This window comes from Bradyrhizobium sp. BRP22 (assembly GCF_020194175.1).
Taxonomy (GTDB): Bacteria; Pseudomonadota; Alphaproteobacteria; order Rhizobiales; family Xanthobacteraceae; genus Bradyrhizobium.
In genome coordinates this window covers 15143-31347 of sequence record NZ_JADYVX010000047.1, presented here as the reverse complement: position 1 = coordinate 31347, position 16205 = coordinate 15143, and the positions used below count along the sequence as shown (strand labels likewise).

Here is a 16205-nt window from a genome sequence, read left to right as displayed (position 1 = left end):
GAGCATACCGGTATCCACGTCGCTCGAACGCTCTAGCGCCCGCCGATCGGCTGCACCGGTTCGGAGATCACTTCGGGCACGCTGACATCGAGCCGCAGCACCCCGGCCGCCGCGGGGACGGCAGCATCAGCCATCGCGGCGTGGCCTTCGGCGGTCGGATGTACCGCGCCGCCATAGACCGCCGACAGGACGCCCCAGGTCGCGTCGTGGATGTCCGAGGGCTGCATCGAGGACGGCAGCGCCTGCGGATAGGTCATCGCGGTGAAGTAGCTGTCATTGGCATCGCGGATCCAGCGGGCGCGCGGCAGGTAGGCGCGATAATCCGAGGCGCTGCGCCCGCACAGCATCGGCTGGCTGGCGGCGGTGACGATATCAGGATCGAAACTCTCGCCATTGGCCGCGAAGCATTGCCGGTCGAATTCCGGGTCGGTGCCGGCGCGCGCGCAGAAGCCGTGCATCGCGAACGCGTTCTGATGCGCGTCGACGAAGGTCATCCGATCGGCGCGCGGATTGCGGCAGAGCACGCCAGACTGGCAGAGCGCCAGCCCTTTCAGCGTCGGAAGAAACTCGTCCTGCACATAGCCAACCACCGGACCAAGGCGCTGCGGCGCGGCGTTGAACGAGGGATGGATGTCGAAGCCGGCGCGCCCGCCGGGGCAGGGCACGCCGCCATCCGCAAGCGCCGGATTGGCGTAGGCCGTATAGATCACGCGCGTGAGGTCGCCGCCGACGAGCGGCTTGAGCGCCTCGCGCAATTTGGCGAAGGATTGCGGCAACGCGCGTCGCAGCGCGTCGCGGGAATCGTCGACGGAGGCCATGACGCCGCCGCGCCGGAACAGCGCGCGCTCGGTTGCGGTATCGACGATCACATCGGCGACGAGGCCGGAGAAGTAGATGTCATTGGCGCCGATCGAGAGCAGGATCAGGTCAAGCTGCCGATCCGGCTGGCGGCGCTTGGCGGCCGCAAGCGCATCGCGCAATTCGGCAAGCTGGCCGTTGACGCTGCCCGAGCAGGTGTTGCCCGATTTGCTCGGCAGGCATTCGCGGGCCTGCTGCGAGCCGAGCAGCCCGTCATTGATGGTTGCGCCCGTGCAGGCGAGCGGCAGGTAGGTCACGGCGATGTGCGGGTAGCGCACCGCGAGCGCGAGCGCCGTGCGCGTCTGGTAGCTGTAGAGCGAGCGATGACAGGCCGCGTTGAACCACAGCGCGCTGTGCTTCTGCCATACCGAGAGGAAGTCCGGCGCTTCGCAGGCGCGCCCGCCTTTGTAGCCGGCGCGGCTCGGCCGGTAATATTGCGCGCCGGCGGTGCCGAGATAGGAGCGGAAGCAGAAGCCTTCTTCCGCCAGTGCAATCGGCCGGTCCGGATTGCCCTCGCCGGAGGCGACGCTGTCGCCGAGCCCGGCGATGAAGATGTCGCGTACGGCGATTTCGGTGGAGACGCGCTGGGTCGGATCCGAGCCCGCGGAGACGTCGACGGTCGCAACCGTGGTGCGGCCGTAGCGGACGCGAAGGTTCACCGGCTCGGCGCAGTCGAAGGCGGAGGTCTGGGGCCCATCGCCATCATCGAACGACCAGGCGCAGGTGGCGCCGACCGGAATCGGCCCGGCCAGTCGCACCGTGATCGGGTGGTCGATCGGCGTCAGATAGCTCTCCTTGACGTTGTCGCGGGTGCAGGGCTCGTTGACGCGGCCGGCGAGATCGATGCAGAGCCGATTGACGGTGTTGCGCGCCCAACCACGGCCGTCGCTCTGCAATTCCAGCGCCTGTTCGGCCGCGAGCACGCTGCGGCCGCTGCCGGCATCGGTCTGCAGCAGGAAGTCGCGTTCCTCGCGGAACAGCCGAAAACGGTTGCGAACTTCCCAGGAAATCTGCAGCGGCTGTTCGCCGGCGGTCTGCGCTTCGGCCGACTGGCTCAGCAGCGCGACCGCCAGCAGCGCGGCGGAAACGATCGGACGGAACGGAATTTTGACCATGGCGCGTTTGACGGCATCGGTGGGGCAGAAATAAGAGAGCTGCGCCCAATTGGCCAGAAAGATTAACGCGTCCGGATAACGTCGCTGTTACCGCTTGAGATGCTTGATCCGTGGCCGGCTCTCGACCGATTGCCGCACGGTGGCTTCCGCAGTCTCGGCCCTGAACGGAGGATCATTGAGCTTGCGGCGGCTGAGCCATGGCTGCACCACGCTGAGCCAGAGCTCGCGCATCCCCATGATCGAGATCGAGATGCCGAAGGGGATCAGGAAATACAGGATGCGGAACACGACCAGTGTCGCCAGCAACTGCTCCTTGGAGAAATCCGGCAGCGCCACCAGCATCGCGGCGTCGAACACGCCGATCGATCCGGGGGCGTGGCTTGCGAAGCCGAGCAGGGTCGCCAGGATGAACACCACGGCCAGCGAGACGAAATCGATATAGGGCTCGGTCGGCATCAACAGATACATCGCCAGCGCGCAGAAGCCGAGATCGACCACGCCGATCAGAATCTGCACCAGCGTCAGCTTCGCCGACGGCAAGATCACTTTCCAGCCGTTCTGGCCGAGCTCGCGGCGGCCGGTGCCGGTCACCAGCCAGACCAGATAGGTGGCGATGCCGGCAAGACAGCCAAATCCGATCAGCCGGTTCATGGCCTCCGGCAACAGGTCCATCGAGGACGCCGCCCCGGGATGCCAGACCATGCCGATCCCGAGCACGAAGAGGTTGCCGAGCCAGAACGTCAGGCCGGAGAGGAAGCAGATCTTGGCGACGTCGATGGCGGTCAGGCCGTAGTCCGAATAGATGCGAAAGCGGATCGCGCCGCCGGTGAAGACGGTGGCGCCGATATTGTGGCCGATGGTGTAGCTCGTGAAGCTCGACAGCGCTGCGATGCGGTACGGGATATGGGTCTTGCCGATGGTCCGAAGCGCGAAGAAATCGTAAAAGGTTAACGTGCAGAAGGCGCCGACCACGCAGAGCGCGGCGAGCGCGATGCGATGCGGCGCAATTTCAGTTAGTGCCGTCAGGACGAGGGCGGTATCGACACCCTTCAAGGTCCGGACCAGATGGGTCACCGCCAAGACGATGATGATAAGGCTCGCGGCGATCCCGAGCCGTTTCCAGCCGATCTTTTCCTTGAAGCCACGCCCAAGCGCGGTCAGCAGCCGATGCATTCATCCTCCCGGCGGGGCGGCATTCGTAAGAAGGGCCCGTTGCGTGGGTCACATGGGGTAACGGGTGACGGTCAAACGCACCGTGCCGAACCATCCATAAGGCAAAACGGTAAGCTTGTGCAGCCCTTGACAAGCCACGCTTGTACCTTCGTTCGCGGTTTGTGTCATACGCCTTACATATGTCCGGGCGTTGAAAAATGTGAGTCGTTGCCGGCGGTCCCGTCGGTTCAATTCGTCGCAGCGTTCCGCCGTTCCGTGGCCGGTTCTTGCGGTTTTGCTGGAACGTCCGCGCATTCGGCCGGTTAGCGCAGGTATCAGCAAGCAGGACATGGCGTTGCGGGGGCGAGGAGGTGGTCGCGCATCATGTTCCCAGAACAGAGGGATACGCGCAATGGGACTCTTCAGCAAAGACATCAAGAGCATGAACGATTTGTTCGTGCATCAATTGCAGGACATCTATTACGCCGAGCAACAACTTGTGAAGGCGTTGCCGAAAATGGCCGAAAAAGCCACCGACGCGAAATTGAAGCAGGGCTTCCTCACACATCTGGATGAGACCAGGACGCATGTGCAGAGGCTGGAACAGGTATTCCAGATGCACGGCGCCCAGGTGAAAGCAGTCGATTGCCCGGCAATCGACGGCATCATCGAGGAAGCCGACGAAGTGGCCGGAGAGGTGGCCGACAAGAAGGTGCTCGACGCAGCGCTGATCAATGCCGCGCAGGCCGCCGAGCATTATGAGATCGTCCGCTATGGCAGCCTGATCGCCTGGGCACGGCAGCTCGGTCGCAATGACTGCGCTTCCATCCTGCAGAAGACGCTGGATGAGGAAAAAATGACCGACAAGAAGCTGACCTCGCTTGCGGAAGGCAAGGTCAACCTCAAGGCCGCGAGCTAGGTCACGACCGCGCCCGTTGAAATCGGATCGCGATCACAGCTCTCGGCCGCGTGGTTCCGGATGTCCGGATCACGCTCTCGTCGTTTCGGATATTGAGGCAAAACGCCGCGCCGGGGCTCCGGTGCGGCGTTTTCGTGCCGGTCGATCTATCTCCGATCATTATTCGATCACTAGCGAAGCGTATTCGCGAAATGACGGGTTATGTCTGGTGCTGGCTCTCCGTCGAGGTGATCCATGCAGGACCTGCCGCTCAAGACCTGGCAGCATGCGGACGCGCCGTCCCGTCCGGCCGAAAAACCGGTGCCTTCAAGGCTCGCCGCCTCGCTTACGCTTGCCGCGATGAGCCTCGGCTACGGTGTGGTGCAACTCGACGTCACCATCGTCAACACCGCGCTGCATGCGATCGGCACGACGCTTGGCGGCGGCGTGTCCGACCTGCAATGGGTGGTGAGCGCCTACACCATCGCCTTTGCCGCCTTCATCCTGACGGCCGGTGCGCTTGGCGACCGGATCGGTGCCAAACGGGTCTTCATGAGCGGCTTTGCGTTGTTCACCGCGGCGTCGCTTGCCTGTGCGCTGGCGCCGAGCGCGCCGATCCTGATCGCGGCGCGCTGCTTCCAGGGACTGGCGGCTGCGATCCTGGTGCCGAATTCGCTGGCGCTGCTCAGCCATGCCTATCCGGATGAGAAGGCGCGCGGCCGCGCCGTCGCGGTCTGGGCGGCCGGCGCCAGCGTGGCGCTGACGGCTGGACCTTTCGTCGGCGGCGCATTGATTGCGCTTACCGGCTGGCGCGCGATCTTCCTCGTCAACCTGCCGATCGGGCTTGCCGGCCTCTGGCTGACCTTGCGCTACGCCGATGAGACCACGCGCTCACTTTCGCGCGAGATCGACCTGCCTGGCCAGATCGCAGCGATCGCAGCCCTCGGCACGCTCGCCGGCGCCCTCATCGAGGGCGGCGCGCGGGGCTGGCACGACCCGTTCGTGGTCTCAGGTTTTGCCGCATGCGCGGTGCTGAGCGCCCTGTTCGTCTGGCGCGAAGCCCGGGCGCGGCAACCGATGCTGCCGCTGTCGCTGTTCAGGCAGCGCATGTTCTCGGCGACGTCCCTCGTCGGTCTCCTCGTCAACGTCGCCTATTACGGACTGATCTTCGTGCTGAGCCTGTATTTCCAGGAGATCAACGGCCTCTCGGCATTTCAGACCGGGCTTGCCTTCGTGCCGATGATGGGCGCGGTGCTGCCCGTCAATCTGATCGCGCCGCGCATCAGCGAGCGCATCGGTGCGCCCGCGACGATCGGCGGCGGTGCGCTGCTGTCGGCGGCCGGATGCTTGGCACTGCTCGGCTTGGGCACTGATACCGCCTATTGGGCGATCGGCGCGCAACTGATTGCGATGAGCAGCGGGCTCGGCCTGCTGGTCCCGCCGCTGACGTCGACGCTGCTCGGCAGCGTCGAGAAATCGCGTTCGGGGATTGCAGCCGGCGTGCTGAATGCGACCCGCCAGACCGGCAGCGTATTGGGTGTCGCGCTGTTCGGCTCGCTGGTCGGTCGCTCCTCGGTCTTCATCGCCGGCCTGGATGTGTCGCTGCTCATCTCCGCCGGCCTGCTGGTTGCGGCCGCTGTCGCGATCATGCTCGGCGCCTCGCCGCGCGGCCCGGGCGCAGCGTGACCGCCGGAATTACGCGGGCTGGTTGCGAGGGATGCACGCAGGCACAGAGCTATCTGTTCAGCGCGCCGCGTCCCGCGGCCGAGGTAGAGAAGATTCTGGCGGAGCGGTCGCCGCGGCGCCTGAGCGCCTAGTTCTTGCGCAGCGCGAAATGCGCGCCGCAAAACGCCATCGCTGCGCCGAGGCAGAGGGCGGCGAGGCCTGCCTCGACGATCGAGATGGTCGAGATCGAACTCGGTGCGGAAGCCACCTGGCCGGCACCGGCGAGAATCAGGACGCCGACCGCGATCAGGAATTGCCGCATCCGCGGCGGAATCTCGCCCGCGACCGCGCTGTGCATCAGATTCGCGGTGAAATAGCCGCCACAGAACGCCACCGTCGCGATCAGCCACCAGGCGATCGCCGCGCCCGCCGGCATCGATTCGTGCGTGTCGGAGCGCCACAGCCCGCCAAGGTCGAGGCCGTAGCGCGTGCCCAGCATATGCACCGCGAGTGCCAGCAGCACGCCGGAGATCATGGCGCCGCCAAGGATCAGGTGGCGTGGAAAAGAGGTCGTCTCGGCCATGATCCGCTTGTAGGATGAAGCCGACGCGCCGCGCAAGCGGCGCTGTCAGCCGATTGCTGCGGGTTGTGGAATTGTCGACGTCATCAGCCAGCGATAGTGCGCAGAGCGGCGAGGGCGCATCGACGCACTATGCCTACAAGGCATCATTGATCGGATCGGCGCATCAGTTCGAATTGACCGATGCCGGACTGTCATGGCGCATCGCCGGTCGTTCGGGCGTCTGGCCTTATCGCGAGATCGCGGCGGTCCGCCTCTCGTACCGTCCGGTGTCGATGCAATCGCGCCGGTTCCGAGCCGATATCAAGAATGCCAATGGCGGACGTCTTGCCATCCTCTCGACCACCTGGCAGACCGCAACCCTGATGGCGCCGCAGGATCACGGCTATCGCGCCTTCATCGAGGAATTGCACCGACGCATGAAGTCGGCCGGCAGCAAGGCCGGACTTGCAGGCGGGCTTGGGCCTGCGACTTACGCGGCTGCGCTGGCAGTGTTGGTGGTGCTGGCGATCGCGATGATCGGGCTGTTGCTTCGCGCATTGTTCACCGGCGAATTCACTGGCGCGCTGTTCCTGGTCGGATTCGCCCTTCTGTTCGCCTGGCAGATCGGCGGCTTCGTCGTGCGCAACCGGCCGTGCAGCTACAGCTTCGATCACCTGCCGGACAAGTTGCTGCCGTAGCGTTTGCGTACGCGAGATGATCGCAGCGCAACCGAGCGCAATGAAAAGTGACTTCGCGGAATCATCCGTTCGCGGCATCGTCCTCTCTTGTCGATGGGGCGAGGGAAGCTATGGAGGACCGCAGCGCACGCATTCCGAGCGAGGCGGAGATTGCGGCGATCAACGCGAGGCATCTGATCCGCACGCCCCTCAAACCAGCCGATCTCCTGTTCGTATTCGGCACACGCGAAGATGTCGATGTGCGGGTCGATGAGGCCTGTCGGCTCTGGCGTGAGGGTTTCTTCCGCTGGTCGATCGTCAGTGGCGGTGTGACGCCGGGATCTCCTCTTTCCGAATGCGAGATCATCAAGGCCGCGATGGTCGCACGCGGCATCCCGCCCGAAATCATTCTCGAAGAGCATTGCGCGATGAATACCGGCGAGAACGTGATCCTTTCTCTTCCCGTCATCGATGCGGCACTGGGATTGGAAAATATCCGCAGCGTCATCTGCCTAGGTAACACCTGGACCGCGCGGCGCTATCCGATGACGCTGCAGCGGCATTGGCCGGAGGTGGAGAAGATGCTGATGACGGTCGACAGTTTTGCCACGCCGCGTTCGCAGTGGCACACCGATCCGGAATTTCGCCGCCGCGTGCTGCGCGAGTGGGACAAGATCGAGCCATACAGGGCCAAGGGATTCATCGCGGAATGGCCGGTCGCGTAAGAGGTCACGGCTCTACTCGGTCGCATCAAAATCCTCTTCCTTTGCGATCAGGATGCCCGACAGCGCGCGCAGTCCGGTCTCGAGCTGCTCCAGCGTCGGCGCGCCCAGCGCCAGGCGGACCGCGTTGGGAGCGTGTCCCGGGGCGACCGCAAAGGTCGTCGACGGCGTCAATGCGATGTCGCGACGGGCGGCCGCCGCCACGAAGGTCTGCGAGCGCCAATGCGGCGGCAGTGTCAGCCAGAGATGATAGGCCTTGGCATTGGCCTGGATGTCGAAGCCGGTGAGCAATTTCGCGGCCATCTGCTGGCGGCGCGCCGCATCGATCCGCTTCAGCCGCGTGAGTTCGGACACGGTGCCGTCGCCCATCAGCCGCTGCCCGGCCGCAAAGGCATAGCCTGACGCCGTCCATCCGCCGGAGCGGACGGACGCCATGATGATCTCGCGCAGCCGCAGCGGGGGAACGATGAAGCCGAGCGCAAGCCCCGGCGCGACCTTCTTCGAGAGGCTGTCGAGCACGATGCAGCGGTCGGGCGACAGCGCAGCCAAAGGCGCCTCGTCGTCGAGAAAACCGTAGACCGTGTCCTCGATGATGGTGAGGTCGAGCTTCTCGACCACGCGCAGCAGATCGGCGCGCCGCGCGGTCGGCATCGTGATGCCCAACGGGTTCTGGATCGTTGGCTGCAGGTAGAGCGCCGACAGGTGCGCCTCGCGGTGCGCTTTCTGCACAGCGTCGGGCCGCACGCCGTGCTCGTCCATCGCGAGCGGCACCAGCGTCACGCCGAGCCGTCCCGCAATGCCCTTGATGAAGGGATAAGTCAGCGCCTCGACGCCGCAGCGCCCGCCCGGCGGCACCAGCGCCGCGAGCGCCGCCGCGATGCATTGCCTGCCGTTGGCGGTGAACACGATCTGCTCGGCGGCGGGAGACCAGTCCTTGCGGGCAAGGAACGCCGCCGAGACCTGGCGCGCGGCTGGCGTGCCCGCAGTGGTCGGTTGCCGCAATGCGGCTTCGAGCGCATCCGGCCGCTCCAGCCCTTGCAGGCTTTTCGCGATCATCGCCGTCTGTTGCGGCAGCAGCGGATAATTGAATTCCATATCGATGCGCGCACCATGCGCCTCGGATGACGGCGCGATACCGCGCTGCGCGTTGCCGGAAATGAAGGTGCCGCGGCCGACTTCGCCGACCACGAGGCCGCGCCGCAACAGTTCGGTGTAGACGCGGCTTGCGGTCGATACCGCGATCTTGCGCTCATAGGCGAAGCTGCGTTGTGGCGGCAGGCGGTCGCCGGGTTTCAGCGCGCCGCCGGCGATCTCGGCAGCGATGACGTCGGCAAGCCGCAAATATTCGAACTTCGACATAATTGTACCGAGAGCAATGTTTCTCTTGAACCGAGATAAATACCGGATCATGTAGAAGGCATCAACCCTGGGATTGTACTGAGGATGCGCAAGCAATCCGAGGTCAATGACGGCGCTGTGCTCGGCATTTGCGCTCACGGCACCGCTTTGCCGCGTGGGAGACAACCGGAGTGAAGACGATGTCGATGCTATCCTCAGCTGCAGGACGGTCCGCGCAGCCGGGCTCACTAGGCGGAGTGGTTCGCCGGATCGGAGCGGCTGCGGACGCGCTGCTCACCTATCTGGAGCGCCGCGCCGCCATCAAAACACTTCGTGGACTGGATGACCGCGCGCTGCGCGACATCGGGATCTCGCGCTGCCAGATCGAGGCTGCCGTCGGCGGTGCGCTCAATCCCGCGATGGGAAAACTTCGCTCGAAGACGTTCTAGAGCATGATCCGGAAAGTGGAGACCGGTTTTCCGAAAAGATCATGCTCAAACAGAGAGCTAGAGCGGGATGACCATTCGAAGAAAAGTCATCACGCTCTAGTGCCGCACCACCAGCACCGAGCACTTGGCGTAGCGCACCACATGGCCGGCATTGGAGCCGAGGAAATAGGTGCGCATCGCCGGCCGGTGCGAGGTCATCACGATCAGGTCGGCGTGCATTGCCGCCGCTTCCTCCAGGATCTCGTGATAGATGCCGCCCTGACGCACCACGCTGGAAATGCGCGACGGCTCGATGCCGCTCTCTCTCGCCACGATCGCGAGCGCTTCCTCGGAGGTCTGCCGCTGCTGCGTATCGAAATCGGCCGGCACATATTCGGCGAGCATCACCGGCGTCATCGGCAGCACGTTCAGTAGCCGCACGGTGCCCTTCCAGCTTTCCGCCAGCGTCGCCGCCGTCGCGATCGCAGGCTTCGCCAGCTCGGTGTCGGCCAGATCGATCGGCACCAGAATGGACTTGAACATCCCAGCCTCCTGTCCGCTCAATATTGACACGGCAAGCGGCGATTCCCGCTGCCTCAATTCTTGTTTTGACGCGTTTTCTGCGCAGATAAGTCTACGCAATCTGCGCAAGCTTGATTGCCATGCAAACCGGTATCCACTTCGCCCGAAAACGCTTCAGTCGTCCGAAGTCTGCTTCAATAATTTCGGGCTGACAAATAGCACGAGCTTGCCGCGGCGGAACGCCACGTCGGTCCACTCCTCTGTCGGGAAGTCGAAGATCGCAAGGCCCGAGGTCGGCAGGTTGTGATCGAGCGCTTTCTTGGCGGCCGCATCACCGCTGCCAATGAGGGTGAGGGCAAGCTCATGCATGCCGGGATTGTGGCCGACCAGCATCAGGTGCTTGGGGTCGCTGACCGAAGCCATCCGAATCGTGTGCAACAGCTCAGTCGGATCGGCGCCGTAGAGTTCCGGCAGGAATTCGACCTCCGGCTCCGGCACCAGCCCTTTCATCGCCTCCCAGGCGATTTCCCAGGTCTGATAGGCCCGGACCGCAGGCGAAACCAGCACGCGGTCGGGGAACGGCGGATGCCGGCCGATCCAGCCGCCGATTTCGGTGGCATCACGGTGGCCGCGGTCATCGAGCCGGCGGTCGTGGTCCTGGCCCGAGGGCGATTCGGTTTCGGTCTTGGCGTGACGCAACAGCATCAAACGGCGCATGGCGCAATCTCAATTCGACGTGTTCTGGATTAATCTACATGCTCATGCCCGCGACAAGGTGACAAGCCGTGCTGCGGTCCGTAAGAAAACGACATGAGCGAGACTTCCACAAGTGCGACCGACGATCCCGATGATGCGGTGCCGTTCCCCTCGCGCCTCTCGGTTGACCTGGACGTCGATATCTGCGTGGTCGGGGCCGGGCTTGCCGGGTTGACGGTGGCGCGGGAGGCGGCGCGCCTTGGCGCCAGCGTCGCGGTGCTCGAGGGCCGCCAGGTCGGCTGGAACGCCTCCGGCAACCAACTCGGCACAGTGTTGCCGGGATTCGATCTTCCTGTGTCCGACCTGATCGAACGCGTCGGGCTGGAAGACGCCCGCGAACTCTGGGCGCTGTCGAAGGCGGGCGCCGATTATGTTCGCGCGACCGCGACCGAGGAACTGATCCCGGGCATCGCATTGAGCGAGGGCGCGCTGCAGGTTTCCACCGTCGATGTCGGCGAGACCTTGATCAGCCGGCTGCAGACGCTCACCGAGGATTTCGAGACCGAAGTCGAGGGGTGGCAGGTCGACCGTGTGCGCAGCACCATCAGGACCAAGCGCTATTTCCATGGCATCTACTATCCCAGGGCATTCCAGCTCGACGGCCGCAAATATGTGCACGGCCTGGCGGAGCTGGCGCGGCAGGCAGGGGCGCGTATCTTCGAGGATACGCCGGTGGTCAGCATCGACTTCTCCGGCATCCGCAAGCGCATCGTCACGCCGTCGGCGCGTTTGCGCGCCTCGCATATCGTGCTCGCCGGCAACGTACATCTCGGAGCGCCGCTCAAGCGCCTGTCGGACACCTTGTTGCCGGTCTGGCGCTACGCGGCGGTGACTGAGCCGCTTGGCGAGCGGCTCGCGGAGGCACTCGGCTTTCACGGCTCGGTTGCCGACAGCGACGGCATCGATCATTTCCGCGTCGTCGGTGGCGACCGGCTGATGTGGGCAAGTCCGGAGACGACGTGGAATGCGAAGCCGCAGCGTTTCGCGCCCGCCATCCAGCGCCGCATCGCGACCATCTTTCCGCAACTGGGCAAGGTCGGAATCGACGATGTCTTCAGCGGCGCCGTTGGTGTCACCGTGCATGGCATGCCGCAGATCGGCGAGTTGCGCAAAGGCCTCTGGGTCGCAAGCGGCATTGGCCGGCAAGGCATGAATACTTCGGCGATGGCGGGGGTATTGATCGCGCGCAGCATCCTGCGGGGCGACGACCGCTGGCGGCTGTTTTCGCCGTTCGAACTGGTCTGGGCGGGCGGGACGACCGGCCGCGTCGCCGCGCATCTGATCAACCTTTGGGGGCGGGGCGCCTCCGCCACCGCCAACGTATTGGCGCGTTACCGGGAACGTCTGCGCGCCAGAGAGCGCATCCGCAATGCACGCCTCGCCGAGGCCAATCGCCAGGCCGGCACCCTGCCGCGGCCGTCGCGCCGTCTGCCCGCATCGCAGCAGCCGTATGGCTCAAGCTCGCAAAAAAGTGAGCAGATCGAGAACGGACCGGTGTAACGTCACAGACGCGTGCGCCGTATCTGACAGCGAACAATCGTCATCCGCCTCTACGGAGACCATCATGATTGACCGCCGTTTCCTGCTCGCTTCCGTCGCCGGCCTGTTTGGCCTGACTGCCTTCCGCTGGCTGCGCGGCTCACCGGCGCAGGCCGCCGGGAAATTCGAGATCGAGAAGACCGACGCCGAGTGGCGCGCGCAGCTCACGCCGCAGCAATATGAAATCCTGCGCAAGCAGGGCACGGAGCGGCCCTGGTCCAGTCCGCTGTTGAAGGAACACCGCAAGGGCATCTTCGCCTGCGCCGGCTGTGACCTGCCGCTGTTCTCCTCCGACACCAAGTTCGAAAGCGGTACCGGCTGGCCGAGCTTCTATCAGCCGCTCGAAAACGCCGTCGGCACCACCGAAGACCGCACCTTCGGCATGGTGCGCACGGAGGTGCATTGCCGGCGCTGCGGCGGCCATCTCGGCCACGTCTTCGACGACGGTCCGAAGCCGACCGGTCTGCGCTACTGCATGGATGGTTTTGCGCTCGTCTTTCACCCGGCAGCCCCGTCGGCGACCTGATCACGCGAGATCGAACAAAAAAGGCCTCCCTTGCGGAGGCCTTTTTTCTTGATCGCGCGATTGACTTACGCCGACTTGCGCTCGTCCTCCTGCGCGGGGGCATCAAGCTTCCTTGCGCTTTGCAGCACCGCCTCTTCGTGGGCGATCAGCTTCTTCGATTCCTTCAGCGCGTGATAGAGGTCGCCGTTGAGGATATGGTTGTTGATGCCTTCGATGAACGGCCAGCCGCTGGGCATGGCCGTGATGATGTCGCGCACCAGGCTGAAATAGGTCGGATGGTGCGCCATCGGATCCGGCGAGAGATACATAAGCTGCACCGCGAGATAGACCAGCTTGGCCGGGGTGTCGGCCGTCTCCGGCGTCAGGATGTCCTTCTCGCGCAGGATCGGAATCTTGTCGCCGTCGATCAGGAGGCGGGCGCGTTGATCGGTGTTGGTGACCACACAGGAGCCGATGATGATCCGCTCGTTCGGCTTCAGTTCGACCTTCAATGCCATTCCCGTTCTCCTTTGCCGCCATTCCCGCGCGATGCGTCGTTGCGACGAAATCGAATCATGTCTGGCTCGCATCCGCCGTTAAGACCGATGCCGGCCGATCGCGCCGCAATCCTTTCCGATCGTGGTTAACGGTTGGTAAACGCCGGCGCTGCTCGGGGTGCCGTCCCGTCCGAAGGAACAGCCGACTCAGTAGTATTCCGGAGCATCTGCGCCGCCTCGTAGCAGTTTTGCGCTGTTAGGCCGGCGTGAAATGCGACCAAGAGGATTCATTTTTTCTTAGAGACTTGGTTCCAAGGTGCGCCGGTCATCCGATCAAAAACGATTGGAAGCGACGTGTTCCTGTTTCACACCAGAAAGGTATGAAAAATGTCCGGCATTGTGCTTTCGGCATCGGTTCGCCAGAACCTCCTCTCGCTGCAGTCGACCGCAGATCTGCTCGCCACCACCCAAAGCCGTCTTTCCACCGGAAAGAAGGTCAACTCGGCCCTCGATAACCCGACCAACTTCTTCACCGCCGCCGCGCTCGACAACCGCGCGAGCGACATCAACAACCTGCTCGATGGCATCGGCAACGGCGTGCAGGTGCTGCAGGCGGCCAACACCGGTATCACCTCGCTGCAGAAGCTGGTCGATAGCGCCAAGTCGGTCGCGACCCAGGCTCTGCAGTCGACGGTCGGCTACTCCGCCAAGTCCAGCGTGAGCGTCAAGATCAACGGCGCCACCGCCTCGAATCTGCTCGGCACCGGCGCGGCGATCGACGCGTCGTTCACCGGCACCAATCAAGTCAACAACCAGACGGTCACCTACACCGCTTCGACCGCTCAGGGCACCGCGATCGGCGCGTCTCACCAGAACGCCTATACCAGCAACACCTCCACCGGCACGGCTGCGCTGCTGGACAATGCAGGAACGCCAGCGCCGGTCTCTCCGGCCACCTCGCTCGATTCCGGTGCTACCACCCACCTCAATTCCACCACGCTGGCTGCGCTCTCCGGTCAGACGCTGACGATCAACAATAACACCATCACCTTCAGCGCCACCGACACGTCGACCACGACGACCGGCAACAACACCACGATCGGCCTCAACACCGCCACCACCTCGACGTTCGGCGACATTCTGGACGCGATCGAGAGGGCGGCCGGCACGGGCGTGACCGCCGGCGTCGACGTGAACGGCAATATCACGATTGCGACCGGCACGGCGACCGACGTCACCATCACCGCCGGTGCGGCGGCGACCGCGCTCGGCATCTCCACCACCAACCGCAATGGCGGCGCGATCGTTGCAGCGACGGCCAATGCAACGACGTTGATCGGAGCCGCGCCGTCCTCGGGTTCCGATGCCCTGAGCTCCGCTCTCACCACGTCAGACTACCTGCAGATCAACGGCAAGACGATCCAGTTCCACGCCGGCACCGGCGTGACCGGGTCGATGGCGGCCAACAACTACTCGATCGGCCTCACCGACGGGACGATCGGAAGCATCCTGAGTGCGATCAATCAGGCCGCGCCCGGCGTCACCGCGACGATCGATGCCGACGGCGAGATCAATATCGATACCGGCACCACCAACGACCTCAGCCTCGCAGGCTCTCTAGCCGGCACGTTGAGCAAGCTCGGCCTGAGCAGCGTCACGAGCGTGACCCGCACGCCCATTGCCACGCCAGCGATCACCGGCGCGACTCTGCTTTCAGGCGCTTCGACCGCGACCAGCGATGCGTTGACGGACGCCTTCTCGGCCGGCGACACCATCACGGTCAACGGTCAGCTCCTGACCTTCGTGGCCACGGGTGCCGCCGACGACAACCACATCAACGTCACCGACAACATCACGACCTTGCTGAGCAAGATCGACACGTTGTCCGGCAACACCGGCACCGGCTCCACACCGTCGACCGTCACCGGCGGTCACATCGTGCTGCACACCGGCGCTGCCAGCGACCTGACGATCACGAGCTCGAACGCCGATGCGCTCGCCGCACTCGGCCTCGGCACCGGCGTCAGCCAGGCTCGCGGCACCGGTCCGTCTCCGCTGAACGGTCAGACGCTGTCGATCGCCTCCACCGGCGGCGGCATCGCGACCAGCATCACCTTCGGCGGTACCGGCCCGGGCCACGTCACCTCGCTGAACGACCTCAACGCGGCGCTGTCGTCGAACAATCTCCAGGCCACGCTGGCGCAGGATGGCACGCTGACGATCACCACCTCGAACGACGCGGCTTCCGCCACGATCGGCTTGATCAGCGGCACCGCGGCACTTTCGGGCCAGTTGTTCTTCGGCAAGACCCCGAGCGATCCGGTGGTCGATCCGAACGCCAGCGCCGCCCGCGACGCGCTGGTCACCCAGTACAATAACATCCTGAACCAGATCACGACCACGGCCCAGGATGCTTCGTTCAACGGCGTCAACCTGCTCACCGGTGACACGCTGCGGCTGACCTTCAACGAAACCGGCAAGTCGACGCTGTCGATCTCCGGCGTCAACTTCAACTCAGCGGGCCTTGGCCTTGCGGCGCTGGCGACCGGTGACTTCAAGGACAACGATTCCGTGCAGAAAGTGGTGAGCGGCCTCAATAACGCCAGCAGCACGCTGCGCGCCCAGGCGTCGGCGTTCGGTTCGAACCTGTCGATCGTGCAGATCCGTCAGGACTTCTCCAAGAACCTGATCAACGTGCTGCAGACCGGCTCGTCGAACCTGACGCTGGCCGACACCAACGAGGAAGCGGCCAACAGCCAGGCGCTATCGACCCGCCAGTCGATCGCGGTGTCCGCGCTGGCGCTCGCCAACCAGAGCAATCAGAGCGTGCTCCAGCTGCTCCGCTGAGCGCAGCCTCACCAAATCAACAATGGCGCAAGGCGGCGGGGGAAACCCCGCCGCCTTCGTTTTTGGTTAAGCCGTGGCGGCCGGGCTTTCGCCGGAAAACAGACACATTTGGTAACCGCTGCTA

15 protein-coding genes are annotated in these 16205 nt (G+C 64.4%); 8 read left to right on the top strand and 7 right to left on the bottom strand.

Annotated features, from left to right (window positions below; all coding sequences use genetic code 11):
• Positions 1–32 precede the first annotated feature (32 nt).
• A complete protein-coding gene (locus tag I6F35_RS35520; RefSeq protein WP_225122291.1) occupies positions 33–1973 on the bottom strand; it encodes a hypothetical protein in 1941 nt (646 codons plus the stop codon).
• A gap of 87 nt (positions 1974–2060) precedes the next feature.
• A complete protein-coding gene (locus I6F35_RS35515) occupies positions 2061–3146 on the bottom strand; it encodes a YbhN family protein (RefSeq protein ID WP_225122290.1) in 1086 nt (361 codons plus the stop codon).
• Positions 3147–3537: 391 nt separating this feature from the next.
• Here I6F35_RS35515 and I6F35_RS35510 point away from each other — a divergent pair, with 391 nt between their 5' ends.
• Complete coding sequence (locus I6F35_RS35510; RefSeq protein ID WP_225122289.1) at positions 3538–4044, top strand: ferritin-like domain-containing protein; 507 nt, start codon at positions 3538–3540, stop codon at positions 4042–4044.
• 234 nt (positions 4045–4278) lie between these two features.
• The gene (locus I6F35_RS35505; protein ID WP_225122288.1) at positions 4279–5709 is read left to right on the top strand and encodes an MFS transporter; all 1431 of its coding nucleotides are present in this window, start codon (positions 4279–4281) and stop codon (positions 5707–5709) included.
• Between the two features lie 127 nt (positions 5710–5836).
• On the opposite strand, the gene I6F35_RS35500 is transcribed toward I6F35_RS35505, so the two are convergent.
• A complete protein-coding gene (locus tag I6F35_RS35500) occupies positions 5837–6271 on the bottom strand; it encodes a hypothetical protein (RefSeq protein ID WP_225122287.1) in 435 nt (144 codons plus the stop codon).
• A 14-nt stretch (positions 6272–6285) separates the two neighbouring features.
• On the opposite strand from I6F35_RS35500, the gene I6F35_RS35495 reads away from it, so the two are divergent.
• Together I6F35_RS35495 and I6F35_RS35490 are read left to right on the top strand one after the other, a co-directional pair.
• Positions 6286–6948: a hypothetical protein gene (locus tag I6F35_RS35495; protein WP_225122286.1), complete on the top strand. Its 663-nt coding sequence runs from the start codon at positions 6286–6288 to the stop codon at positions 6946–6948.
• 110 nt (positions 6949–7058) lie between these two features.
• Positions 7059–7652: a YdcF family protein gene (locus I6F35_RS35490; RefSeq protein ID WP_225122285.1), complete on the top strand. Its 594-nt coding sequence runs from the start codon at positions 7059–7061 to the stop codon at positions 7650–7652.
• Positions 7653–7664: 12 nt separating this feature from the next.
• Here I6F35_RS35490 and I6F35_RS35485 read toward each other — a convergent pair whose 3' ends face one another.
• On the bottom strand, positions 7665–9008 hold the full coding sequence (locus tag I6F35_RS35485; protein WP_225122284.1) for a PLP-dependent aminotransferase family protein: 1344 nt from the start codon (positions 9006–9008) through the stop codon (positions 7665–7667).
• Positions 9009–9187: 179 nt separating this feature from the next.
• On the opposite strand from I6F35_RS35485, the gene I6F35_RS35480 reads away from it, so the two are divergent.
• The gene (locus I6F35_RS35480; protein WP_225122283.1) at positions 9188–9436 is read left to right on the top strand and encodes a DUF1127 domain-containing protein; all 249 of its coding nucleotides are present in this window, start codon (positions 9188–9190) and stop codon (positions 9434–9436) included.
• 96 nt (positions 9437–9532) lie between these two features.
• Here I6F35_RS35480 and I6F35_RS35475 read toward each other — a convergent pair whose 3' ends face one another.
• Positions 9533–9958 carry a universal stress protein gene (locus I6F35_RS35475; protein WP_225122282.1) on the bottom strand — a complete coding sequence of 142 codons (426 nt, stop codon included), beginning with the start codon at positions 9956–9958 and terminating at the stop codon, positions 9533–9535.
• A gap of 153 nt (positions 9959–10111) precedes the next feature.
• Entirely contained in the window at positions 10112–10654 is a 543-nt protein-coding gene (locus I6F35_RS35470) for a histidine phosphatase family protein (RefSeq protein ID WP_225122281.1), read from the bottom strand.
• Between the two features lie 93 nt (positions 10655–10747).
• Here I6F35_RS35470 and I6F35_RS35465 point away from each other — a divergent pair, with 93 nt between their 5' ends.
• Together I6F35_RS35465 and msrB are read left to right on the top strand one after the other, a co-directional pair.
• Complete coding sequence (locus I6F35_RS35465; RefSeq protein WP_225122280.1) at positions 10748–12193, top strand: FAD-binding oxidoreductase; 1446 nt, start codon at positions 10748–10750, stop codon at positions 12191–12193.
• A gap of 64 nt (positions 12194–12257) precedes the next feature.
• Positions 12258–12758, top strand: coding sequence for a peptide-methionine (R)-S-oxide reductase MsrB (msrB, locus tag I6F35_RS35460; protein ID WP_225122279.1), 501 nt, complete (start codon positions 12258–12260; stop codon positions 12756–12758).
• A gap of 65 nt (positions 12759–12823) precedes the next feature.
• Here msrB and flbT read toward each other — a convergent pair whose 3' ends face one another.
• The gene (gene flbT, locus I6F35_RS35455) at positions 12824–13255 is read right to left on the bottom strand and encodes a flagellar biosynthesis repressor FlbT (protein ID WP_225122278.1); all 432 of its coding nucleotides are present in this window, start codon (positions 13253–13255) and stop codon (positions 12824–12826) included.
• Positions 13256–13621: 366 nt separating this feature from the next.
• Here flbT and I6F35_RS35450 point away from each other — a divergent pair, with 366 nt between their 5' ends.
• Positions 13622–16081: a flagellin gene (locus tag I6F35_RS35450; RefSeq protein WP_225122277.1), complete on the top strand. Its 2460-nt coding sequence runs from the start codon at positions 13622–13624 to the stop codon at positions 16079–16081.
• The last annotated feature ends 124 nt before the right edge of the window (positions 16082–16205 follow it).

Bases quoted from the DNA above. Each gene is read 5' to 3' on its own strand.
- I6F35_RS35500 (WP_225122287.1), bottom strand. From the start codon at position 6,271: ATGGCCGAGACGACCTCTTTTCCACGCCACCTGATCCTTGGCGGCGCC.
- I6F35_RS35515 (WP_225122290.1), bottom strand. From the start codon at position 3,146: ATGCATCGGCTGCTGACCGCGCTTGGGCGTGGCTTCAAGGAAAAGATC.
- I6F35_RS35495 (WP_225122286.1), top strand. From the start codon at position 6,286: ATGAAGCCGACGCGCCGCGCAAGCGGCGCTGTCAGCCGATTGCTGCGG.
- I6F35_RS35475 (WP_225122282.1), bottom strand. From the start codon at position 9,958: ATGTTCAAGTCCATTCTGGTGCCGATCGATCTGGCCGACACCGAGCTG.
- I6F35_RS35510 (WP_225122289.1), top strand. From the start codon at position 3,538: ATGGGACTCTTCAGCAAAGACATCAAGAGCATGAACGATTTGTTCGTG.
- I6F35_RS35465 (WP_225122280.1), top strand. From the start codon at position 10,748: ATGAGCGAGACTTCCACAAGTGCGACCGACGATCCCGATGATGCGGTG.
- flbT (WP_225122278.1), bottom strand. From the start codon at position 13,255: ATGGCATTGAAGGTCGAACTGAAGCCGAACGAGCGGATCATCATCGGC.
- I6F35_RS35490 (WP_225122285.1), top strand. From the start codon at position 7,059: ATGGAGGACCGCAGCGCACGCATTCCGAGCGAGGCGGAGATTGCGGCG.
- I6F35_RS35485 (WP_225122284.1), bottom strand. From the start codon at position 9,008: ATGTCGAAGTTCGAATATTTGCGGCTTGCCGACGTCATCGCTGCCGAG.
- I6F35_RS35520 (WP_225122291.1), bottom strand. From the start codon at position 1,973: ATGGTCAAAATTCCGTTCCGTCCGATCGTTTCCGCCGCGCTGCTGGCG.
- msrB (WP_225122279.1), top strand. From the start codon at position 12,258: ATGATTGACCGCCGTTTCCTGCTCGCTTCCGTCGCCGGCCTGTTTGGC.
- I6F35_RS35505 (WP_225122288.1), top strand. From the start codon at position 4,279: ATGCAGGACCTGCCGCTCAAGACCTGGCAGCATGCGGACGCGCCGTCC.
- I6F35_RS35480 (WP_225122283.1), top strand. From the start codon at position 9,188: ATGTCGATGCTATCCTCAGCTGCAGGACGGTCCGCGCAGCCGGGCTCA.
- I6F35_RS35470 (WP_225122281.1), bottom strand. From the start codon at position 10,654: ATGCGCCGTTTGATGCTGTTGCGTCACGCCAAGACCGAAACCGAATCG.
- I6F35_RS35450 (WP_225122277.1), top strand. From the start codon at position 13,622: ATGTCCGGCATTGTGCTTTCGGCATCGGTTCGCCAGAACCTCCTCTCG.